Source organism: uncultured Aquimarina sp. (genome assembly GCF_947492405.1).
In the GTDB taxonomy this organism is placed as follows: domain Bacteria; phylum Bacteroidota; class Bacteroidia; order Flavobacteriales; family Flavobacteriaceae; genus Aquimarina.
In genome coordinates this window covers 101,031-124,665 of sequence record NZ_CANLMP010000002.1, presented here as the reverse complement: position 1 = coordinate 124,665, position 23,635 = coordinate 101,031, and the positions used below count along the sequence as shown (strand labels likewise).

Annotated in this window: 25 protein-coding genes; 9 read left to right on the top strand and 16 right to left on the bottom strand. The window is 31.4% G+C overall.

What is annotated here, in order from left to right:
- Positions 1–197: 197 nt before the first annotated feature.
- Both Q0829_RS06950 and Q0829_RS06945 read left to right on the top strand, forming a co-directional pair.
- On the top strand, positions 198–914 hold the full coding sequence (locus Q0829_RS06950) for a 5'-nucleotidase (RefSeq protein WP_298541442.1): 717 nt from the start codon (positions 198–200) through the stop codon (positions 912–914).
- Positions 915–926: 12 nt separating this feature from the next.
- Positions 927–1,841, top strand: a complete 915-nt coding sequence (locus Q0829_RS06945; RefSeq protein WP_298541441.1) for a bifunctional UDP-sugar hydrolase/5'-nucleotidase — start codon at positions 927–929, stop codon at positions 1,839–1,841.
- 125 nt (positions 1,842–1,966) lie between these two features.
- Here Q0829_RS06945 and Q0829_RS06940 read toward each other — a convergent pair whose 3' ends face one another.
- The 4 genes from Q0829_RS06940 to Q0829_RS06925 form a co-directional block, all read right to left on the bottom strand.
- Positions 1,967–3,178 carry a GTP-binding protein gene (locus Q0829_RS06940; RefSeq protein ID WP_298541440.1) on the bottom strand — a complete coding sequence of 404 codons (1,212 nt, stop codon included), beginning with the start codon at positions 3,176–3,178 and terminating at the stop codon, positions 1,967–1,969.
- 27 nt (positions 3,179–3,205) lie between these two features.
- Complete coding sequence (locus Q0829_RS06935; protein ID WP_298541439.1) at positions 3,206–4,033, bottom strand: hypothetical protein; 828 nt, start codon at positions 4,031–4,033, stop codon at positions 3,206–3,208.
- A 34-nt stretch (positions 4,034–4,067) separates the two neighbouring features.
- Complete coding sequence (locus Q0829_RS06930) at positions 4,068–5,021, bottom strand: DUF5829 family protein (RefSeq protein ID WP_298541438.1); 954 nt, start codon at positions 5,019–5,021, stop codon at positions 4,068–4,070.
- 120 nt (positions 5,022–5,141) lie between these two features.
- Entirely contained in the window at positions 5,142–5,678 is a 537-nt protein-coding gene (locus tag Q0829_RS06925) for a hypothetical protein (RefSeq protein WP_298541437.1), read from the bottom strand.
- 463 nt (positions 5,679–6,141) lie between these two features.
- Here Q0829_RS06925 and Q0829_RS06920 point away from each other — a divergent pair, with 463 nt between their 5' ends.
- Positions 6,142–7,410, top strand: a complete 1,269-nt coding sequence (locus tag Q0829_RS06920; RefSeq protein WP_298541436.1) for a S8 family serine peptidase — start codon at positions 6,142–6,144, stop codon at positions 7,408–7,410.
- A 76-nt stretch (positions 7,411–7,486) separates the two neighbouring features.
- On the opposite strand, the gene Q0829_RS06915 is transcribed toward Q0829_RS06920, so the two are convergent.
- Positions 7,487–7,870, bottom strand: a complete 384-nt coding sequence (locus tag Q0829_RS06915) for a transcriptional repressor (protein WP_298541435.1) — start codon at positions 7,868–7,870, stop codon at positions 7,487–7,489.
- A 261-nt stretch (positions 7,871–8,131) separates the two neighbouring features.
- Here Q0829_RS06915 and Q0829_RS06910 point away from each other — a divergent pair, with 261 nt between their 5' ends.
- The 6 genes from Q0829_RS06910 to Q0829_RS06885 all read left to right on the top strand — a co-directional run bounded on the left by Q0829_RS06910 (position 8,132) and on the right by Q0829_RS06885 (position 15,542).
- On the top strand, positions 8,132–8,638 hold the full coding sequence (locus tag Q0829_RS06910) for a hypothetical protein (RefSeq protein ID WP_298541433.1): 507 nt from the start codon (positions 8,132–8,134) through the stop codon (positions 8,636–8,638).
- Positions 8,639–8,997: 359 nt separating this feature from the next.
- Positions 8,998–9,303 carry a hypothetical protein gene (locus Q0829_RS06905; RefSeq protein ID WP_298541432.1) on the top strand — a complete coding sequence of 102 codons (306 nt, stop codon included), beginning with the start codon at positions 8,998–9,000 and terminating at the stop codon, positions 9,301–9,303.
- Positions 9,304–9,539: 236 nt separating this feature from the next.
- The gene (locus Q0829_RS06900; protein ID WP_298541431.1) at positions 9,540–10,235 is read left to right on the top strand and encodes an ATP-binding cassette domain-containing protein; all 696 of its coding nucleotides are present in this window, start codon (positions 9,540–9,542) and stop codon (positions 10,233–10,235) included.
- A gap of 24 nt (positions 10,236–10,259) precedes the next feature.
- Entirely contained in the window at positions 10,260–12,743 is a 2,484-nt protein-coding gene (locus Q0829_RS06895; RefSeq protein ID WP_298541429.1) for a TonB-dependent siderophore receptor, read from the top strand.
- Positions 12,744–12,747: 4 nt separating this feature from the next.
- Positions 12,748–14,199, top strand: a complete 1,452-nt coding sequence (locus Q0829_RS06890; protein WP_298541427.1) for a DUF3526 domain-containing protein — start codon at positions 12,748–12,750, stop codon at positions 14,197–14,199.
- Positions 14,196–15,542, top strand: coding sequence for a DUF3526 domain-containing protein (locus Q0829_RS06885; RefSeq protein ID WP_298541426.1), 1,347 nt, complete (start codon positions 14,196–14,198; stop codon positions 15,540–15,542). Before Q0829_RS06890 ends, Q0829_RS06885 begins: the two co-directional genes overlap by 4 nt.
- 7 nt (positions 15,543–15,549) lie before the next feature.
- On the opposite strand, the gene Q0829_RS06880 is transcribed toward Q0829_RS06885, so the two are convergent.
- The 11 genes from Q0829_RS06880 to Q0829_RS06830 form a co-directional block, all read right to left on the bottom strand.
- Entirely contained in the window at positions 15,550–16,596 is a 1,047-nt protein-coding gene (locus Q0829_RS06880) for a succinylglutamate desuccinylase/aspartoacylase family protein (RefSeq protein ID WP_298541424.1), read from the bottom strand.
- Between the two features lie 242 nt (positions 16,597–16,838).
- Entirely contained in the window at positions 16,839–17,141 is a 303-nt protein-coding gene (locus tag Q0829_RS06875; protein WP_298541423.1) for a hypothetical protein, read from the bottom strand.
- Positions 17,142–17,248: 107 nt separating this feature from the next.
- On the bottom strand, positions 17,249–18,214 hold the full coding sequence (locus Q0829_RS06870) for a sodium-dependent bicarbonate transport family permease (protein ID WP_298541421.1): 966 nt from the start codon (positions 18,212–18,214) through the stop codon (positions 17,249–17,251).
- 1,496 nt (positions 18,215–19,710) lie between these two features.
- The gene (locus Q0829_RS06865) at positions 19,711–20,157 is read right to left on the bottom strand and encodes a nuclear transport factor 2 family protein (RefSeq protein WP_298541420.1); all 447 of its coding nucleotides are present in this window, start codon (positions 20,155–20,157) and stop codon (positions 19,711–19,713) included.
- Positions 20,158–20,222: 65 nt separating this feature from the next.
- Complete coding sequence (locus Q0829_RS06860; RefSeq protein ID WP_298541419.1) at positions 20,223–20,372, bottom strand: hypothetical protein; 150 nt, start codon at positions 20,370–20,372, stop codon at positions 20,223–20,225.
- Positions 20,373–20,413: 41 nt separating this feature from the next.
- Positions 20,414–20,590 carry a hypothetical protein gene (locus Q0829_RS06855; RefSeq protein WP_298541418.1) on the bottom strand — a complete coding sequence of 59 codons (177 nt, stop codon included), beginning with the start codon at positions 20,588–20,590 and terminating at the stop codon, positions 20,414–20,416.
- Positions 20,591–20,628: 38 nt separating this feature from the next.
- Positions 20,629–21,081: a hypothetical protein gene (locus Q0829_RS06850; RefSeq protein ID WP_298541416.1), complete on the bottom strand. Its 453-nt coding sequence runs from the start codon at positions 21,079–21,081 to the stop codon at positions 20,629–20,631.
- Positions 21,082–21,120: 39 nt separating this feature from the next.
- Positions 21,121–21,417, bottom strand: coding sequence for a hypothetical protein (locus tag Q0829_RS06845; RefSeq protein WP_298541415.1), 297 nt, complete (start codon positions 21,415–21,417; stop codon positions 21,121–21,123).
- Positions 21,418–21,509: 92 nt separating this feature from the next.
- Positions 21,510–21,914, bottom strand: a complete 405-nt coding sequence (locus tag Q0829_RS06840) for a hypothetical protein (RefSeq protein ID WP_298541414.1) — start codon at positions 21,912–21,914, stop codon at positions 21,510–21,512.
- 24 nt (positions 21,915–21,938) lie between these two features.
- Positions 21,939–22,379 carry a hypothetical protein gene (locus Q0829_RS06835; RefSeq protein ID WP_298541413.1) on the bottom strand — a complete coding sequence of 147 codons (441 nt, stop codon included), beginning with the start codon at positions 22,377–22,379 and terminating at the stop codon, positions 21,939–21,941.
- Positions 22,354–23,241, bottom strand: coding sequence for a hypothetical protein (locus Q0829_RS06830; RefSeq protein ID WP_298541412.1), 888 nt, complete (start codon positions 23,239–23,241; stop codon positions 22,354–22,356). The genes Q0829_RS06835 and Q0829_RS06830 overlap by 26 nt, the downstream gene beginning before the upstream one ends.
- Positions 23,242–23,635 lie beyond the last annotated feature (394 nt).

The following is a 23,635-nucleotide window of genomic DNA, read 5'->3' as shown; positions in this document are numbered from 1 at the left end:
TTATTAGTTTTTTTAATTTCGGAGCTAGCCTTGGAATATTTAAATATCGATTATCGAGTAAATAGAATTAAAATTTTACATTAGCTGTTAGAGAAAGGATTAATCAAGTTTTACAATACGTGAATAAAATGATACATCATAATTACCTGCAAAAAAAAATAATTTATAAAAGTTTTTTTTTACTCACATTCATAATAGTGATTTCATCTTGCCAGAAAAAAGAGCACCTTGTCAAAGTAGAAGGAGTAAGAATTGAAATCAATGATACTGTTACTGGCAACCCAGATATAGAGGCTTTTATAAAACCATACAGAGCACATGTAAATAAAACTTTAGATAGTGCTTTGGCGTATGCTCCAGAGACATACTCTAAAAAAGATGGAATTTTGAATACAGCTATAGGTAATTTAATGGCAGATATTGTTTTAGAGCAATCCAATCCTTTCTTTATATCAAAGACTAAAAATGCAATTGATATGGTGCTATTAAACCACGGTGGGATACGTGCAGCAATACCAAAAGGTACTATTACGGCGCGTACTGCCTATCAAGTGATGCCGTTTGAGAACAGTATTATAGTCGCCGAAATGAAAGGGATCCATATCAGAAAACTGATTGCCTATTTACAAAAATCTCGAAAAGCACATCCTATTTCAGGATTAAAATTAACTGTTGATAAAGATTTTAATATTGTGAGTGCATTGATCAATAATACAGAAATTAAGGATGAACAGGTTTATTTCGTTGCAACTAATGATTATTTATACAATGGAGGTGATGAAATGTATTTTTTTGAGCAAGCAGACAACGCTCATAAGTTAAATTATAAAATTCGAAATGCAATGATTGACTATTTCAAAAAAGTAGATACAATTGCTCCAAAGATTGATGATAGATTTTTACAAACCAACTAATTAAATAAAAAAATGAAACGAAGAGAATTTGTAAAACATTCGGCATTAACGGCAGGTTTGTTAACAATTGGAGGAGCTGGTTTATCATCTTTTTCTGCAAGTAAAGCAAAAAAGATAACAATCTTACATACCAACGATGTGCATAGTCATATAGATCCTTTTGGTCCAGATGATGGAAGAAACTCAAATAAAGGAGGTGTAGCTCGAAGAGCTACAATTATCGAAAATATAAGAAAAGAGAATCCTAATACATTATTATTGGATGCAGGTGACATTTTTCAGGGAACTCCTTATTTTAATTTTTATGGTGGTGAGCTAGAATTCAAGTTGATGAGTATGCTTAAATATGATGTTGCGACTATAGGTAATCATGATTTTGATAATGGGATTGAAGGGTTACACGCTCAGATGCCTTACGCTGGTTTTAAATTTGTTTCCGCTAACTATGATTTTACGAATACCGTAATGGATACTTTTGTGAAACCATATGAAATACTAATAAAAGATACTATTAAGATTGGAATATTTGGTTTAGGGATCGCATTAGAAGGACTCGTTATGCGGGATTTATATAAGGAAACTAAATATCTTGATCCTATAGAAATTGCACAGGATATGAGTGCTAGATTAAAAAATGAAGAAAAGTGTGATTTAGTAATATGTTTATCACATTTAGGATATGATTACAAAAATGAACCAAATAAAGTGAGTGATTTGAGTCTTGCAAAAGCTACAGAAAATATTGATCTTATTATCGGAGGACATACACATACTTTTCTTAAAGAGCCGACCTTAGTAAAAAACAGAAAAGATAAAGATGTACTCGTGAATCAGGTTGGGTGCTATGGTTTGTATTTAGGAAGAATAGATTTCTATTTTGATAGCGATAAAAGTAAGGTTTCTAAAGGAAGTACGATTGCAGTATAAATGAACTTCATTTACTGCTAATAGTTTTTGAAATAATGTTTTTATCATTCAAAGAAAACAGGCCCGGTAAGATTATGTACAAACCGGACTGTTCCTTTCGAATCTTTCATTTATATCTGTTGTATTTATGATTCTTGATAATTAGGAATCGGCCAATCGTCGTTTGCAGTAAACGCTCCATTTTTCCATTGATCAATTTCTAATTCTGTGAGTAAGCAGTCATCTAACTGCTTAGCTACTAGATTTACATCAATGTTTTGACCAATAAATACTAATTCAATTTTACGGTCACCAAAAGTAATATCCCATTCGGCTTCTATCATTTTTTGGTTATCTAGAAAAGAGGAATAACTAATTCGTTCACTAAAAGGCATTGATGCCCACCAAACTCCTGCCGGATCTGTTTTGAGTGAGCCTCCTGCAGAACCCCAAATAAGTGCTTGATTGGGACGAGATGCAAGCCAAAATAATCCTTTGCTACGAATAATATTTGATGGGAAGTGATGCGTTGCAAAATCTAAAAATCGCTGTGGGTGAAAAGGTTTACATTTTCTATAAACAAAAGAACCAATTCCATATTCCTCGGTTTCAGGGATGTGTTCATTTTCCAGTTCTTGTATCCACCCCGCTGATGTTTCTGCTTCCTCAAAATCAAATAAACCTGTATCAATCACTTCTCCTAAAGAGATTTGAGAGTTTTGGGTAGGAATGACACGAGCATTTGGGTTTAATTTATGGATGATATCATACAAATTTCTTAATTCTGATTCTGTTATAAGATCTATTTTATTTAATAAAATTACATTTGCAAACTCTACTTGATCAGTCAGTAGATTAACAATGGTGCGATCATCTCCTTCAATATTAGTGAGGTTTCTATCTGTTAAATATTGTGGACTAGAGAAATCCTTTAGAAAATTATAGCCATCTACAACGGTAACCATAGTATCTACATAACTAAACCGGCTTAAATCCAGTTGTCCATCTTCACTAGCGAAACTAAAAGTTTGTGCTACGGGAATAGGTTCAGAAATTCCGGTACTTTCTATAATCAAATAATCAAAACGTTGTTCTTTGGCTAGCTTTTCTACCTCTACCATTAGATCTTCCCTTAATGTACAGCAGATACAACCATTAGACATTTCTACAAGTTTTTCTTCGGTTCTAGAAAGCGTGTTTTCATTTTTAACAAGCTGCACATCAATATTGATTTCACTCATGTCATTAACGATGACAGCAACTTTTAATCCTTCTTTGTTGTGTAAAATATGATTTAACAGCGTTGTCTTTCCTGCACCAAGAAATCCACTCAATACAGTTACAGGTAGTTTTTTCATTGATTTGATTTTTTGTTTAAAGCCTATTTATTCTTTTAATATTACAGTACGAGTTACACTGTTAAATGGTCCTGGAATTAAAGTGCCTGATTCATCAATTAACTCTAATTGAATAGTAACTTCTCCTATAGGTAGTCCTTTGATAACGTGAGGAACCCATTCTGTGATTGTAAATTCTTTATCGTTAATTTTTGCACGAACTTTATTTCCCTCTTTAGAAAGTTTTGTATTTAGAACAAAGAAATCTAGTAATATTTCCTTTGTATCTTTTCCAGAATATTCACCTTTAGGTCTGCTATAAATTAATGTTGGTGCTTCCATATCAAGGCTTAATTTATCCTCAGGTTTTTCTCCAACTATTAGTTTACGAACAACTACAGAATTTTCATTCTTTACTGATTCATGGAATGAACGGCTTAAAAAAGCAACCAGATGATGAATCCCATCAGGAATTTCTTTTTTGAAACTTGGTTCATAATGTGCGGAGTACGGCTGATTATTCAGGATAAAATGAATATGTTGCCCTTTACCAGAATTCGCTAGTTTTTCCACATTTGGGCCTTTAGTTTGAGCACCTAACTCATAATTTTCTACGTTAAAAGAAAAATCCATTTCTCCAGATTTCTTAGCAATTATTTCTTCTGAAGTATCTAAAATAAGTGCAGCATCAGCATAAGTAGGGGAACCTTCTAATTTCTCTAATGTAATTTTAGGTTGTACTACTTCTACTTCTTCAGTAATTTCGGCTTCTAGCTCGTTGGTAGTTTCTTCAGCCTTTTTTTCTTGCTTACAAGAGGTAATTGTAAGAAATAATAAGAATATTGTAATAATTTGATAGTGAGTTTTTTTGTTCATTTTGTTTAATTTTAAAATAGTATTAAATGCTTTTTTAAAGGTTATTTTTATGAAGTGCATCAAAATTCCATATAGATTCATTTCCTTGATTGGTTATGGTAATATTCCCTAATTGGGTAGTACTGTTGTCTTTATTGTTTAATCGACAAATTATTTTTGTAATTTGACTGTACTCAACTTGGTTAGAAGGTGCTATGTTAATTGTAATGTCACCACTGGCTATGGAAAGGGTATTTCCATTTTTGTTTAAAAGTTTACAGCCTAAATGCCTTAGTTCTTGGGTTACGCGACGGTAATCATCTGGTATACAACTTAAGTGAATTTCTTTAATTCCGTTAAAAAGTTTTTGATCAGTATAAGTTGATTCAAGGAATGTTTCGCGCGAGTATGTGGTATGGCTCTTTCCGTTAAGGTTGTCTAAAAAAGCTGGATTATAAAAACCATACCAAGTATGTAAAGATGTACCAGGGCTAGGCGTATAAAAAGCCTTAAACCAAGTCTGATTATGATTTCCTAACGACATCTCTACAGTTTCGGTAGCATAAAGAAATGAGTCTTTTGTTGCTTTTAATTTAGGTTTAACACCCAGGTGAAAATGCTCGTCGTTATTTTTTAAAGAGAAACCAATTCCGCTTTTTCCTATAGGTTCATTATAGCGGTTTTTTGGACTTAAAATTTCGATATAATGCTGATGTCCTCTTAAATAACAAGTAGATGCTTTATAATGTACAGGAGCAAAGTCTGGTAATCCTAGATCTATAGAAGCATATTTGTTTTTCCAATTGTTGTTTTTTATCAATTTTTCATAAGTAATACTATCGACAACTACGTATAAATGATCTAATAGTAACTTAGATACATCCTTATTGAAAGTTGCATCAATTTTTTTTCGATCGATGATAACCTCGGAATCTTCTTTTTTTTCTTGCTTATTACAAGAACTAAAAAAAATCGAAAGGATTAAATAAATCTTTATTAGTTTATACATATTTAAAAGTGTTTTTCATCTTTCTAATAACAAGAATTAATTTATTACTGTACATCTTTAAATAGTATTTGATAAAATAGAATATCATTTGTTTAGGATAATAGATAATAACATCAGTATTTAGTTAGGAGATAATTTACCATATAGTAAAACTTTCTTTTCGATTATTCTTGGAGGATAAAAAGAATGATTATTGGGGTGATATACAAAGCTCTGTGTAGTAATCATATTATGTTTTAAAGCTTTTCCGAGTATAGGGGTTTCCAGTATATTCTTTTGTTGTCTTTGTAAATGACGAGAAGCAAAAAGCATCATTCTTAAAATTGGATGACTTTGGCTTAGGAAGTAATCTGGCAAAGTTTTATCTACTTGTAATAATGTCTCATTAACATTAAAAAAAGGTTCAATTTCTGGTTCAAGTATTTCCCTATAGAAAAGGTTCGTGTATTTTGTTATAAAAATTAGCTGAGTAATTTTTTGATTCTCAATTAATGTAATAAGACTCTGCTCAGTATCAATATCCCATCTAAAATTAGCTCCAAGGGCAGTATAGAAAAATGCTTGACAATCGTAAGTCTGCCTTAAAACACTTTCTATATTGTCTGTCGGGCAAATCATAAACAGACAATTGCCAGATTCCGGAATATTAAAAATCATACACTTTCTGCTATTTTAAAATTTGGTAGCCTCAATGGGATACGTTTTTAGATCATAACAAATATAGTATTATTTATTAAACGCAACATTGTTGCTTTAAGTAAAATATTAATGAAATTTATGATTGGATAAATTACTTATGTAGGTAAAGTTGATTGGGATTAATACATCTGATTTATTTGTGTAACATGTTAATTAATAGTTAATTATTGTTAAAATATGTTAATAGATTAATTATTGATTTATGGAAATTTCCTACAAAATATGTATTGAAAGATTTTTCTGGTTAAATACTTGCTAATACATTGTTTTTGCTAAAGCAACAAAATTGCAATAATGTATTTTGATATGATATAAATTCCTTCTTATTTTTTGTATACCAACAACTTAGCTTGTGGTTTTGCCATAATGAATTTTTCATTTGAATTTATACATTTGATCCTTAACACAAATTAAACTCAATATGAAAAATTTAGGTAAACTAGCTGTAGGCACACTACTTGCAGCATTAGTAATGACTTCTTGTCAAAATGAAAATCTCTCCGATGGAGCGGTAGAATCGATTGTAGAACCTAGTAGTACAGAAGGGAAAATAATTCCTGGGGAGTACATCATAGTATTTAAAGATTCTCAAATCGTACCGGCATCGAAAGTTTTAGAAAAACGATCTTTTACGAGTAGAGAAGAAAAATCAAAATCAGTTCGAGACATTTCTGAAGTATCCATTAAAAGAATGAATACTATTTTATCAGAAAATAATTTGGATCAGTCGAAAGTACTTAGCTATTATACTACCAAAATTTCTGGAATGGCTATTAAACTTGGAGATAATGAATTCCAAAAATTATCTAAAGATCCTAGCATAGCTGCAATCGAGTATAATCGAGTTGTAGAACTGCCAAAGTTCGAAGTGGAAGAGGTAATTGATGGAAAAATGTCACAAAAAATGGCGCAACAAACTCCTTGTGGTATCACAAGAGCTGGAGGAGCTGCTAATGGTGCAGGTAGAGACGAATGGATTTGGGTAATTGATAGTGGTATCGATTTAGACCATCCAGATCTAAATGTAATTACCAATACTACATATGCAAGATCTTTTGTAGGAGGATCTGCTAATGATTGTAACGGACACGGAACTCACGTGGCTGGAACAGCAGCAGCTATTAATAATGGTATTGGCGTTATAGGTGTTTCTGCTGGTGCAAGTGTAGTACCTGTAAGAGTTTTTGGATGTAATGGCGGTAGTAGTACTGCTACGATATTATCAGGAATAAATCACGTTGGTACATATGATTTAGCTGGAGATGTAGCTAATCTAAGTTTAGGAGGATTTTTTGGATCTGGGTGTTCAAGTAATTCTTCTTACAGAAGTGCATTATTGGCTTTAGGAAACGCAGGAACAAGAGTAGCAATTGCTGCAGGAAATAGTAGTGCTAATTCGGCGAATTACCAACCAGCTTGTGTGAACGGAACGAATATTTATACAGTGGCTTCCATGACTTGTAATCGAGGATTTTCATCTTTCTCAAATTATAATATGAACCCTGTGGATGTAATCGCTACTGGTAGTAGTGTAAGAAGTACATATTTAAATGGAGGTTATGCTACATTAAGCGGAACTTCAATGGCATCACCTCACGTAGCAGGAATTATGCATGCTAGAAATAATGGACCAAGAACATCTGGTACTGTAAGTAACAGAGGAGAAAACTATCCTATTGCTGTAAGATAAAAGACATAGTCTTTGTTTTTAAGTTGGGACACGTGTAGTTACGAAACCATCGGCTGGAGAGCAGGTGGTTTCATTTTTATTTACACTTATTACAAATACCGATTACCAGGAACTGCGTCTCTTGAATTGTAAAACCTTCTAAATTTGGAATATGTAGTGTATTAGGTTGACAAGTTACCTCTTTACATATTTGACATTCAAAATGTATGTGATTATGAATCTTATGAGATGTTCCACAGCCATTACAAAGCGCATAATATGCTTTACCATTTTTGCCTGTTACGAAATGAACCTCTCCCTTATCAGCAAATCGATCTAAAATTCTATAGATAGTTGTCTTATTAACTTTTATAGGTATTGCAGCCATAATATCTTCCGCAGACATAGCATGTTCTGTTTCAGAAAGGATTTTCTTAACAAGATTTTGCTTTTCAGTATTTCTTGATTTTTTGATTTCCATGGTACAGTATTCAAACTCCTTTACTTTATCTAAAGTAGTAATTTTTTAGTCATTAGAGATTTTTTTTGATAAAATAGAAAAAAGCCATCCTTTAATACTATGTTTTTATCTAGTTTATTTTATACAAAATAGAATCTTTTTTAATTCGATTAGTATTAAGAAGGTGTAGTTATTTTGATATTAAAAAGAAATATTAAAATAATTTAGTAAAAAATTAGTTTTATAAAAGATTTAAAAACGTAAACCAATTAACCGAAAATCATGAAAACATTTAGTAAATTAACAGTAATTGCAGCAGTTCTTTTATTTGTATCCTGTAAACAAAACCCTGCTGAAGCTCCTGAGCATAAAGCAATGGTAACTGAACATTCTGAAATGGAAGAGTCTCATAGTAAAATGGAAGCAGAACACAATTCTATGAAAGATGATCATCAACAAATGGAAGCTGCTCATAAAGCTATCGAAAATGATTCCATTCACCTGGTAACAGAAAAGAACCATAAGGCCTTGTTAGCTAAACATAATGAACTTATTGCTGCACATAAAGTATTGATCGAAAAACATGCTGAACTAGAAACAAAACATACTTCTGGTGAGATTACACTTGAGCAAATGACAAAGGAACATGAGTCTATGAAAGCTGAACATGAAAACATGGAGAAAGAGCATAAAAGTATAACAGCTGAGCATAAGCGAATAACAGAAGAAGATGAAAAAATGATAAAAGAAGATCAGGAGAAGGCAACAGAAGAAAACTCTGAGCAGTAAAATTTCTAATCATACTAGAAAAATCCTTGAAATACTATTTCAAGGATTTTTTTATGGTCTTAACTTTACATAATAGAAAAGATAGTGTTGTTTAAAATATCCTTAAGCAGACGATGTAATCTAAACTAAAATTTGTTATAACTATCTATTTTTGATCGAGCTGTAATTCTGCTATGCTCTATTGATTCTCTATAAAATATTCTTTCTGATACGAATAAATTTCTACTCATTCAGAAATTCAAATTCTTCTTGCGCAGTTGAGATAAAACACTAAGGAATTGGTTAAATGAAACCTAATGAACGATTTAAAGTTTTGTTAAAACAAAAAATTCTATTTTATTATTTCTGAAATTGCGGGGATGCACAAACGTGTACTTACACATATCATTACGCTGTTGTTTACAGCTGCATTTCTTGCCCCAAGAGTGGCAAATCTGCACGCTTTAAGCCATCTATCAGATGATGATACTTCCATTTCTTGTGAACTTTGTGATATTATTGTTGATGCTCATCAGTTTGATTTAATCAATGATAGTAATTTCTATACAGAAAATGATCAGCAAAGTATACCAAGTTCGTTTGTTGTAGTATCCCAATACAATACTCCGCAGGAAAAGATTGTTTCTCCAACTTTTATTTATAATAAGCCTCCGCCTTTTGTATAAAGGATATACCAGTCGTTTATTTAAGTTTTAAGAATGATGTGAGTTTTTTGCATCATAACTGTTATGTATTCTCATTTGTTATTGATACTGTAACATACCGAATTATATACTACGTATAATAGTGTATTATCGTATTATACGTTTGGTTTTAGTCCTTCTTCTTTTATATCCAAATTATTATCGGTTCTAACCGAAATTACAAACACGAATCGTCAAATTTATTTTACATCATACATATGCTAAAAGCAATCAATCTTACCAAAACATATGGTAAGCACTCAGCACTTAGTCAACTGAATTTATCGGTTGACAAAGGAGAAATTTTTTGTTTACTAGGTCAAAACGGAGCTGGTAAAACAACGACAATCAATCTGTTTTTAGGGCTAATTGAACCTTCCAGTGGTGAGGCTTTGATCAATGGAATTACTGTTAGATCTAATAGTAATAAAACCACTAAAATGATAGCATACATCCCCGAGGTTGTCCAATTATATGGTAATCTTTCGGGTGTAGAGAATCTTAACTTCTTTAGTAGGTTGGCTGGGTTTAAATATAAAAGTTCCGAGTTGTCTGATTTTTTATCAAAAGCCGGTCTTCAAGAAACTGCTCATCAAAACAAACTATCATCTTATTCTAAAGGAATGCGCCAAAAAGTAGGTATTGCTATCGCACTCTCTAAAAATGCTGATTATATTTTTATGGACGAACCTATTTCTGGTCTTGATCCCAAAGCAACATTAGAGTTTACTAAAATATGCAAAGAACTTAGCAATGAAGGGAAAGCTATCTTCATGGCTACTCACGATATTTTTAATGCAGTAAACGTGGGGACCAAAATAGGCATCATGAAAGAAGGACAATTAGTTCACACATCAAACACGGACGCTATCAATGCAACCCAATTACAAGAATTATACTTAAAAACGATCTAAACATAAAACACATCAATTAACACAATGAAACTTTTTAAATTATTACCCAAACTTTTATTTCTGTTATTTAGTTACGTAACTTTTGCGCAAGTGCAGATAACAGGAACCATCGTCGACACTCAAGATGTTCCTATCGTAGGGGCTTCAATTTTATTAAAAAACAAAGACAATACTTTCGGGAAACTTACGGATAACTCAGGAAAATTCGAAATAAATGCCCCTTCGGGAACGTATACTATTGAAGTACGTTACTTAGGTTTTCAACCTTATAAAAACACTTTAGAAACAGGGAGTAGTTCTAATAATATAGGAACTATTAGGTTAGAGGAAGGAACAGAGCAGCTTCAAAGCGTCGAAATTGTTGGTCGTCCTAGAACGGATTACAATAGTGATTATTCTTTTTCATCTACTAAAGTAGCGATTAAGAATAAAGAGCTACCACAAGCAGTTTCTACAATTACCAAAGAACTAATTAACGATCGCCAAGCGTTTCAGATAGCAGATGCTATAAAAACTGCTAGTAGTGTTACACATACAGGTTTCTACAATCATTTTAACATTCGAGGTATTACTCAGGCAGAAGATGGTCAGCTCATTAATGGTATGAGAACTCGTCAATATTATTTTCTGCAACCTATTACATCTCATATAGAAAGAGCAGAAGTTATTAAAGGTCCGTCTTCCGTAACTTTTTCGAGTGTAGATCCAGGAGGATCTGTTAATTTAGTAACTAAAAAACCATTAAAAGAAAAAAGAAATGAAGTAAGCGCCACAGTCGGAAGTTTCGGAACATTAAGGGCAACGGCAGATTTTACAGGATCATTAAATGATTCAGGAACATTATTATATCGTTTTAATACAGCCGTACAAGAAGCTAGGTCTTTCAGAGACTTGGTGCAAAACAATCAATTTTTAATCGCACCTTCCATTACTTTTTTACCTAATACTACTACCGCTCTTAATGTGGAAATGATCTATAGTAATGGAGTAGGAAATCTTGATCGTGGTCAACCGCTTTTTGGAGCTATCAATGGTCAATTTGATCTAAATAGTACGGATATCACTACTAATGTAGCCGCGGCTAATGATTTTTATGCTTCCAAAGAGTTTATGGTGATTAGCAATTTTAGTAAGCAGATTACTGATGATATAGGATTTAATGCTTCCTATATGAAACAAACCTGGGAAGAAGACCTTGCAGAACATCGTGTGGCAGGTTCTGCTGCAGTGGACATAGATGGAAATGCGATACCTACATTGGCCGAATTACGCTACACAGAAAGACAACAGTTCTGGATAACGGATAACTATACCGCATATATCAATTTTGATCTTGAAAATGATACTTTTACTAATAAGCTTTTGGTTGGGTATGATGGTAGCAGATGGGAAAGAACTGTCGGTGGAGCTTCTAATGGAGCTCGTCGTTACCGAAGATTAAATGGTACAGCGACTTCGTTCGATCCTGCAGAAGCAGATCAATTTGAAACTATAGATATTGATGGAGTAACTGCTCCAAGGCCTAATGTAGCTCATTTCGATCTTGCCAATCCTAATAATACAGCAAGAGAAACTTCAGGGTATATTACTTCAGAATTTGCAATTCCAGCAAACCTTACTACTTCAAACGGTATTTATATTCAAAACCAATTTAAGATAGGTAAGTTTTCTGCTCTTCTGAATCTTCGGTATGATTGGTACGAAGATATATTCAATTATAAATCAAACAATGAGCAATCATATAAAAACGAAGCTTTTATTCCTAGAATAGGATTAACGTATGAAGCTACAGAGGCGATTAGTGTATATGCTTCTTATGTAGAAGGGTTTCAACCACAATCTAACACAGTCACACTTTCGCCTGCTACAGAAACCTTTTTCTGGGCAGACTCTCCTGCTAGTTTTGATCCTTTAGAAAGTAATAATATAGAATTTGGGAGTAAAGGAGAATTTTTAGGCGGTAAATTAACTGTGAATGCAGCTGTGTATCAAATAACTCAAAAAAATCTATTACAGCAAGACCCAAATGATGAATCTGTATTAACAGAACGTGGAGAGCAACGAAGTCGAGGATTTGAATTAGATGTAAATGGGTATGTGTTACCTAATTTTCAACTAAGTGCTTCCTATGCCTTTATAGATGCAGAAATTATAGAAGATGATGATCCTGCATTAATTGGAGAACGTATTGGAGGAGCGCCTGAGCATAGTGCTAATTTTTGGGGGCGATATGATTTTACAAGTGGAGCTCTAAAAAATATTGGAGTAGGTTTAGGTATGGTATATCGTGGAGATCGTTTGTCTTGGTATGGAGATCGTATTGTATTGCCATCATACACTGTGTTTGATGCAGCTTTATATTATCGTCCAACAGGTATTGATATGCAGATTGCGTTAAAGCTTAATAATTTGTTTGATGAAACGTATTGGAATGGTGCTCTAAATGCAACCAGACTTTTTCCGGGAGCTCCCCGAAATGTATTGCTAACTACAACTTATAAATTCTAAAAAGATGCAATGGGCAAATATTCGATTATTCGCAGTTCACTTTTGGCGTAATGCGACAGCTCCCAAAAGTTTTTATCTATTATTTTTAATTTTTATACTGTTAACAGCGTATTCAGCTGTTAGCGGTATAAAAAATCATAACACTCAAAATAATATTCGACAGGAGCACCAGGTTAAAGCAAGACAAAGTTGGGAAGCAAATCCTGATAAACATCCACATCGAATGGCACATTTTGGGACATTTGCATTTCGAATACACCCTACCTTGGGAATATTTGATTACGGATTAGAAAGTTTTACAGGAAGTACCGTTTTTTTAGAAGCACATCGACAAAATAGTGTAAACTTTTCTGAAGCTACATTTTCTACAGGCATGCTACGATTTGGTGAATTGAGTTTAGCGTTATTACTACAGTTGGTATTACCTTTAGTACTTTTTTTTACAGGTTTTTCAAGCGTTGCAAAGGATAAACAGAACGGGACTTTAAAAATTCTTTTATCCCAAGGTGCCACCTGGAAAGAGATATTATTCGGTAAATCTATTGGACTTTTTGCAATTTCTTTATTGTTTTTTATACCTATTCTTTTAGTAGTAATTATTACACTCTTACTATTTGAACCCTCAGAACTAAACGACTTTAGATGGTTACGTTTATTTATAATTGGCATAAGTTATTTGATATTCCTTTTTATGATATCTTCTATTACTGTTATAGTATCGGCGATTAGTAATGCGCCAAAAAATGCTTTATTGCGATTATTAGGAATTTGGCTTTTGTTAGTAATCTTATTACCGAAATCTGCACAAGCGATGGGCAACTATTGGTTTCCTACTCCTAGTAAATTGGCCTTTCAATCTGCTATCGAAAAAGAAGTGATCCAAAAAGGAGATAGTCATAATCCTAATGACCCACATTATAATCACTTAAGAGATTCTGTATTGACAGTTCATAATGTTAGCAAGGTAACTGATCTGCCTTTTAACTATTCTGGTTTTGTAATGCGAGAGGGCGAAAAAATAACAGCTACTTTGTATAGAAAACATCAGGCTAAATTGGTAAACATTTATAAAAACCAAAATGATATAACTCGATTTTCATCGTTTGTTAATCCTTTTACAGCGATAAAATTGATATCAATGACGATGTCTGGGACCGATTTTTCATCTTACATGGATTTTCAAGATAAAGCGGATGATTATCGATATCAATTAGCACAAACTATGAATGAATTGCAAATGGAATATATCAGTCCTAAAAAAGAAAGCGGTTCTGAAGGTAAATCTCATGTAGTTGAGCATGAACATTGGGAAGATTTTCAGGATTTTAGGCACAAACCAATCGCATTTACCAGTTCTGTAAAAGAAGCTTTTCCTGCATTACTATCTATCTTGTTTTGGGCAGTAGGGACTATATTTTTAATACTATTCATTTCAAAAAGAGCAAAAGCAATATGATGTTATATAAGTTATTTTTACAACAATGTATTCGATCCAAAGAAGTATGGATAAGCTTAGTATTGATAACACTATTAGGCATAGTAGGAATCGTGATTGGTAATAAACATTTAGAAAGACAACAAGATACTATTGCTGAGGTAAAAACGTACCAAGAGCGACATTTTGACCGACAAGTATCGTTGCATAATGATGATTTAGGATTACTGTTATATTATGCAAACTTTGCCCATATCAATAACTTAAATCCACTTGCTGGATTATCAATTGGTCAGTCAGATGTACATCCAACGGTAAAAAGGATCACAATTAAAACCTTTGAAGCTCAAAAGTATGATACTGATTTGGTAAACCCAATGAACCTGCAATCTGGTAATCTCGACCTTTCTTTTGTGATCATTTATTTATTTCCATTATTGGTAATTGTGTTGACTTTTAATGCTGTTTCCGAAGAAACAGAAACAGGTACTTGGCGATTGGTCGCTATTCAGTCAAAATCTAAACTTAGATTTATCATCTCTAAACTTTTGATACGATTGATGCTATTATATGTAATATTAATTTTTCTTTTTTTTGTTGCAAAATTAGTCCTGAACTTATCTCTGGACATTCACTTTTTTTGGATATTAGGTTTATCTATACTTTACATACTTTTCTGGTTTACAGTTAGTTTTTTTATCATAAGTTTTAAAAAATCCTCTGGCTTTAATGCTTTGTTACTTTTATCTGTTTGGCTGGTGTTACTTATTCTTGTGCCTGCTGGAATCAATGCATATGTGACTGCAAAATATCCTGTGCCAGAAGCTTTGAGCACAGCCATAGCACAAAGGGATGGCTATCACGTTAAATGGGATACTGACAAGCGCGCTACCATTGAGAAGTTTTATCAGCATTATCCACAATTTAAGAAATATGGATATCCTACGGATGGATTTAATTGGTTGTGGTATTACGCTATGCAACAGATGGGAGATGACGATTCAGAAAAGGAGCAAAATGCTTTTAGCGAGAAAATTAGATTACGTGAAAACAAGAGCGTCCAAATTGCGTCCGTAATTCCTAATATGCATTTGCAATTAACTTTTAATCAATTGGCGGGAACTAGTATGAGTCAACAATTAGAATATCTTAATGCCACCGACGAATTTCATGAAAAATTAAGATTGTTTTTTTATCCAAAAATATTCGAAGGTCAACTTGCTAACACTATGGATTGGAGTCAATTTGTGCCAGAATATTATAAGACAAAGATAACTTTAAAGCCAATAAAAACTATTATACCACTTATAATAGCGTCAATTGTTATGATAATACTTTCGATACCAATGATAAAACGATTATAATATGAACTTAAGGTAGGATGCCAATATTCATAATAGTGTCATCCTTATTAATAGGGGGAGTGCCGATCATATATAAGATCATTCCGCTTTGTGGTGCTTTGATATTTTCTAAAGTGTTACCAAAAAAATCAGTAATGTAACCCACTGACTCTCCCTTTTTAATAAAATCGCCGGCTTTTTTTTTGGTATAAAAAAGACCAGTTGATTTACTTTTGATTGTAAATCTCTTAGCTATAACTGTTGGCCTGATTTTAGAAGATGTAGCACCGATATCTAACATTTGTAGATGTTCGAATAAAGAAAACATTCCGTTCACAATTCGATCAGTTTTAGTTTTACTGGGGATACCTAATCTTCCACATTCAATATCCACTGATGGTATTTTACGGTGAAAAGCTTCTTGAGAACAATATAAACTAGGTTCTTTGAGTCTTTCTTCAGGGATATTAAAAATAATTGAATAGTCAAACCCCATTGCCAGGGCCATTGCTCGACCTTTTTTCGAAACTTCAGGAAGCGCTTTACTTTGATACCAAGCATTATACGAACGTAAATCTTCTGGAGCATCTCCTGCGTGCATATCTACAAAAAAATCTGATTTGGCAATTACTTCTGTCGTAATGATATCTGCAATGCGTTGAGTTATTGAACCATTGGAATCCCCAGGAAAAGAGCGATTTAAATTCTTATCATCCAATGGATTTAAAAATGGACTTCTGCCTAAAAATGCAGGAATATTAGCTATTTGAACTAAAATAATGGTTCCGGATAATTGTTTTGGGTCAATTTTTTGATTTAATTGTTGGGCAGCAAGGATAGGCGGGTATTCATAACCGTGAATTCCAGCTGTAATACCTAGAACTGGTCCTGGTTTTGAACCGTGAAATATGGTAACAGGAATAAAGGTGCTATCCTTCTTACTGGTTACGGGTATCTTAAAATGATGTTTACTACCAGAAGCAATGGATTTATTTTGAAAAACAAAAGGTTTTTGCGCTATTGCAAAAGTTGAAGCAAATAGAATAGTGAATAAAAAAGTGCTAGTCTTAATCATATAAACAAAGATAACTATGCGAGAATGGATTTAATAATTTCTATTCGAATTATTAAATATTCATAATCATCGTTTTATTATCTTTTAAAAAATGAATAATAGACGAATAATACTATTGATTAAGTTAGTAATAATAAAAAAAGAGTCTCTTATAGTAAGAAACTCTCTTCTTTTACATTAAGTTTATTAACTAGACAGAACAAAAAATATTAAATGTTCAACTATTAGACTAATTCTAATATCTAGTCTTCGACAGAAATATTGATTATACTATTCATTTTAAGTTTTTTTCCATCTAATCTTGCTTGATTAAAAAACTCTTTTGCTATAACTTGCTCTTGCAATAACTCGTCTATTCTTCCGCTATCATATTCACATTCATCCCCAGCATTTCCTTCAGTAATTGATAATCGATGCAATTTATGAAAGTTGATTTTTATATTAAGTACAGCGTTAATAATGTCTGCTGCTTCTGATGCTGTAAAGTGACCATCAATTAAGTTTATTTTTTGGTCTGTTTTTACTTCCATTGTTGCTGTTTCCATAGCTATTATAATTTCTTATTAAAATTTATTTTAAACTGTTGTACAAAGGTCGAGTTAATATGTTATATATTTTTATTTATATATTTTATCTTAATTATAAATTATTATTATGTTATTTGAATAATGCATAGATATAGAGGCATTCCTAATGTTATATTAAAAGGAAACGTAATTGCCAGAGCCATTGGAATATAAAGACTAGGATTTGCTTTTGGAAGTGCTAATTTCATAGCTGCGGGTACGGCGATATAAGATGCACTAGCAGCGAGTATGGCAAATAACAATCTATTTCCTTCTCCAGAACTAAAAAGACCACTTACTACCGCAACAATACAGCCGTTTATGACAGGTATAATGATCGCAAATAGAAAAGCAAACCATCCCTTTTTAATAAAATCAGAAAGTTTACGACCACTAGTAATTCCCATATCCAGAAGAAAAACAGCCAGAAACCCTTTAAATATGTCTGTAGTAAAAGGTTTGATTCCTTCTGCTTGCGCCTCACTTGCAAATAAACCTACAATTAAACTACCTATTATAAGTAGAACACTACCATTAGTTAATGCGTGATGCAATACAGTTTTTACAGGAATTTTGTCTTCGTTTTTATTTTTTTTGAAGATTGTAACTAAGAGTAATCCGACCATTATAGATGGGGCCTCCATTAATGCCATAACCGCAACCATATGACCGCTAAACGCAATGTTTTCTATTTCTAAAAATGATATGGTAGTTACAAAGGTTACGGCACTTACAGAACCATAAGATGCTGCAATGGCTCCTGCATTTTCGAGACTAAATTTTCTTCGTAATATAAAATATGTATATACTGGAATGAAAATAGCCAGAAATATCCCAAAAAGTAAGGACCATAGTATTTCTGCATTAAATGTGCTATGCGAAAGTTCCTGACCTCCCTTAAAACCAATTGAAAGTAAAAGATAAAGTGAAATAAATTTTGAAGAGTTTTCCGGAATGTTAAGATCACTTTTAAGTTGAACTGCGATAATACCCAGGAAGAAAAAAAGCAATGCAGGGTTCGTCAAATTATCTATAAGCAAATGTAAATCCATATAGTTGTTACTATGATTTTATAATAGTTGTTTATGTGAAAAATAGTAAGGTGTTCATCTCTTTGTTTTAGGCAAGGAGTTTTGTAGGCATAACAAACATATTATGCTTCCAGAAAGTAGCATTTCTGTTAAAAAAAGATTGTTGTTTCTTATAGAAAGTGGAATAAAAGTAAAAAAGAATATAAAGATTATGATTAGACTCAAGATCGCAGGTGATGCTATTTTCTTGTTCTTGTTTAATGAAATCACCCGTACTTTTTTCGATTGTTTTTTCTTTAAATGTAAATCTCTCATTTGTTTTGTTTTTGCAAAGGTGTATGGATTATTTCATATATTTTTATTTATATTTATAATGTTTTGCATAAGTAAAAGTTATGAAAAAGTAATCTTTATTATTCACAGGTTTTTTTAAATGAGAGAGAAAAAAGGGCTACGAAGACTTTTGAAGATTTGCATTAAACACAACTATATTTGTTGATAGAGTTTAAAACAGAATTAGAATCAATCTTTTATGGCTTTAGCTTAAGTAATTAGAAGAAATGATATGTTACTGATTTTGAAAAATAGTTCCAATTATGGAGTATTAAGTATATTAGTTTGGTGTCTATTTTTGCAGATAAGTTTTTTAGTAAAAAAGTATAATAGGATTTACATTTAGAAAATAAGATCCCCAAAGGCACAGTTGTAAATTCCGGACTATACAAACTGACTTGCCATAATAAATTTTTTGTTTATCTATTGATTATAGTCATTCTCTGGGGATTATAATATAACAACTCATAAAGCTCATAAAATATGCGCTCAAAAAGTTTTTAATTATTTCTATGAATTTTTAGACAATGTATGAAATTTATGAGGCTATTAAGACTATTATGAAGTATTTACTGTGTTTTTTGTGAAACGTTTGATGCCTTTGTTTGAAGGCTAAACAAAAATTTCGCAAAACGCTAATGATAGTAACTTGGAACTCTTGATATCTTTAAAATTTTATATAAAGAGCTGAAAATGTTTAAACAAAATTAACTATTGTAGAATGTTGCGCTTCCAGAAGGGAAACCTAAATTGTTGTATTTGTTTACTGAATTTTAAGGTAAATTGAAAAACCTATGAAAAAAAGTATAATAAGGATTGCAAGTGTTATTCCTAACCTTTTATTTCCTCCAATATACTCTGCAATCAAATTAAGTAGCACTTCAATCATCTGTTTATTAAATTTTAATGTAATTTACTTATTTGAATAAACAAAAAAGTTAGTATTATTATTGGAATGGCCGAAAAGAACATGCCAAAGCCAATATACTTTTTCTTAGAAAGAAAAAAGATGAATCCAGAAACCGGGATTAAAATAACAGATAATAAAGCCCAAAATCCATGCTCCAATATATTAGTTAGTATAACACCGATCGCTAGGAATGCAATGGCTAGTATAATTCCTGAAAAAAATCCAAGCAAGTTTTTTATATTTTGGTTCATCAATTATTTAGTCTCTATGATTTCTATTGCTCTTGACTAAACAGATTACTTTGCTGTAATACATCTACTCGCGAAATTTTACCGGATTCGTCAAACGTAAAAATCTCTACAATATCACTACCGGTTGTATGTTTTGGAGTTAGCCATACTCTATCGTGCATAACAAGTCGGTTATCTATTTCTGCTAAATGCTGAATTTCATTACGAACATCAGGATGTTTCTTAAGATGTGCTGCTCGGTTTTTATATAATGCCTCGATACCATCAACCTTTAGATCGAAGGCTCCGTCCTCACTGTACATATAGATTTTTACATCTTTGGTAAAATTTTCAATATATAGCTTTGCATCTTTTTGATTTACTGCCGCTACAATATTTTTCGCTCTATCCACTTTTGATATTTCTTGTGATAATACCAACATTGGAAGCAAAATTATTATGCACAGAGCTAATAGTTTTGAGTATTTCATAATATCCTTTATTAGTTTTTATCTATATGTGCATCTATGTATTTAATCATCGTTTATTTATAATTTCAATGTATTGATTTCACTTTTATTTTGAATGGGTTCTGAACGTTATTCCTATCTCTTGGGAGATCTGTACCTCCTTTTACTTTAAATTTTAAACCTCTATCCAGTTTCTTGAAATTAGATAATTTTTCGATCGTTTTTATTGTTTTCATATCTAAATAATTTTATCGGTTTATTGAATTTTATTTTTAAACTATTCTGTTCTTAAAAAATAAAAGTACGCAGATATTAATGGAGCAATGATAAATAGTAAACTTACTAATATTGCCTTCTTATCTTTAGAAATCAGACCTCTAATTAAAGCATAAATGCCATAACCTACTAAAGCCAATGTAATTATAAAAACTAGCAAATACTTAAAAGCTTCCATCGTAATAATTTTATCGGTTTACTAAACTTTTACTATTATTAATTTGATATGTAAAAATACACTTGCTTCATTCCTTCTTCTAATCCGGCGAGTATTTCTCCATTGCTAAATCTTTTTTGTACTAGATTTTCTATTTCTGATTTTTGAAAATCATTTATAAAGCTACTCATGCTTTCCCCAACTACAATTCTTACCTGTCCATCTTGCATATTAGTAATAAATGATAGATACTCTTCTTTTTCAAGTCTTAAGCCATAATCGTGAATCTCTTCAATATTGGAGATTCTTAAATCTTGATTAGTTGTAGCTACATGCATACTAAAAAAGGGAAGTTCATATTTCTTCAACAATTTAAAAAGCACTAGATTATTATATTTATTATAACCAATTGTTTTTAAACCTAGAACTTCTCTCAACGTATAATGTAAATATTTGAGTTCAATAAGAAACTTAACCTTATAGCTATTCCATTTTATTATCAATTGGTTCATTTCATTTATAATCTGTATTCCATCGGTTTATTAAGCTTTTTAATTAACTAAAGCCATTATTGCTATAATTGCAGATATTACTGCTATTAAAAATTGAATAGTATCTCTTCCAACTCTAAACCAACCACCTTTACTGTTATACAGTCTCTCTATTGCCCATATAATCAAAAGAATCCCATTTACTATCAAAAAAACTTTTAACAGAAAATCTTTATCTACGGGAATAGGATTACTTAAAATCAAGTAATAAGAACCAATAGATAAAAGCACTATTCCAAAGATTAAAACAAGAATACCTGACCCTTTTGGACGATTATCGTTATAATTATTTTCCATTGTTTATTGAACTTTTCTATTTATATAATTTAAGCTTTTCATCATATAAGATGGTTTCATTTAAAGAAATTTTTCGGTTCAAATTCCAATGATCAGTAAAAAACATAAGGTTTTTTTCTAAATTCTACGGTATACTTCTTGTCATTTTTTATTATGTAAATAAATCGATACTCATTGCTATTTTTTAATTGAATTTTTTCATTATTAATAACAACTAATATTGAATCACATTTTCGGTCAAGTATAACTCCTCGGGCCGATCCGAAACGAGGGTCAGTCGATACCGATCCTTTATATACTGAATTTTGATCAACAAAAACTTCAACTTTTTCATTATCAAATTTTTGAGTAAAAGTAATTAAATTCCAATCACTCTTAATAGTTTCGGAAATAATTACTAAATCACTATTATCTGGCTCTTCATCATTAAATAATACTTCCTGCGCTTTACAATTAGAATACCAACACAGAATTATTAGGGATATAATGTACTTCATCTTAACTATCGATTTATTGAACTTTTAATCTACGACTTCTATTTTTTTAGGATTCGAACTCCAATACAAATTTATTTCTTCTTCAGCTCTGCGATTAAACAATAAAGTAATATTGATAAATTGAATTGCTAGTCTTTTTGAAAAATCTTGATCATTGGCTTTATTGGCGTATTCAATGATTCGTTCTTTAAATAATTTTTCACTCTCCCATTTACAACCTAGAACGTGACTTTGATAATGATCCAATTCCATTGAAGAATTTTCTAATCTTTCTTTTTCCTCTTTTGAAATTTGAATAGGCAATTTTTTAGAAAATAGACTTTCTTTCAATTTGTCTAATTCATTATTTAATATATCATTTAGAAAATCTATATGTTTTTTCATCGGTTTATTAAACTTTAATATTCTGTTTTTAATATTTTTCTTTAAATGATTATCTTTATCTACACCAGTCCAATGAAGCATCTAATCGAGGTAAATTATCAGATAAACTTCTATATAATTCGGAATCTGTCCTATCTTTAGCTATATACATATAATCATCAGTAAATACAATCCAACGCTCATTAAAACTTAGTAAACCTCTAAATATAAACTCATTATTACCAAGGTATCTAAATTGACAAATTAAATTGTTATTATTATCCTTCACCTCAAATTCTCTATCATTACATGAAATAGTATATAGATTTTTTTTATTAATAATGGCTTTGTTTTTATTAATCTCTAATAAAACATTTCCTTCAGTATCCTTAATCATAAGATTTAATTGAAAATTCTTATTCCCATCAATAACAACACTAAAAGGACAATATTCATCTCCAGGAATACTGAAAAAACAGATTTCTTTATTATCACTTAAATGGAGATCAATAAAGACAGGATCATCAATATCCTTACTTGTGAAATAAAACTTTATCTTATCATTTCGATTAGCTTTTAAATCATCAAATAAAAAGCCTCTAACAAGGCCATCAGCCGTAGATTCTACAAATCTATCATCAATGAAAACATCAGAAGGACTAACTTTTTTTAAAAATAAAGGAATCCACAAACCAATAATAATAGCTAATAGTGTTAAATAAATCTTTTTACCTATTTTTTTTAATCGCATTGGAGACCCCGAATTTGCTTGCCATGTAATCTTATTTCTTCTTAAATAATATTGAGCTAATAAAACCAAAATAACAATACTTAAAGTTCCACCTAAAGCAATCGGAAAAGTTATAAAATCAATAGAACTACTAAGACCATCTAGAAAACTAAAAGTTCCAATTAGAACGATAAATAACAAAACGATACTATTATATAACTTATTAATTTTCATTATTTATTCCATAATATTAATCATTTATATAGATTTTTGATTTGTGCTTCATCAAATGATTCTCCCCATTCATAATCGCAATCAGGGTATTTAAAAAAAGCCTTTATTGTTGTATGCGTTCTCTTGGTGATAATTTGGATATTCTGTAATCATATTATCAGTAATTTATTATTTTAAACAAATAACCCCATATCTAGAGTTTGTCTGGATATGGGGTGATTCATAATTTTTTGTTGCTTCTAAGTTAATAAAATAAATTTAAAAGGCTGTTTTTTCCCTTTATTTTTGTATTCACGATAAGGATGTTAAACAAATAACAATGGTTCATTTAAGTGTTAATTGGTAAACTTATACAATGAACCGGTTTTTTGAACTTGATAAGTTTTATTCCCTG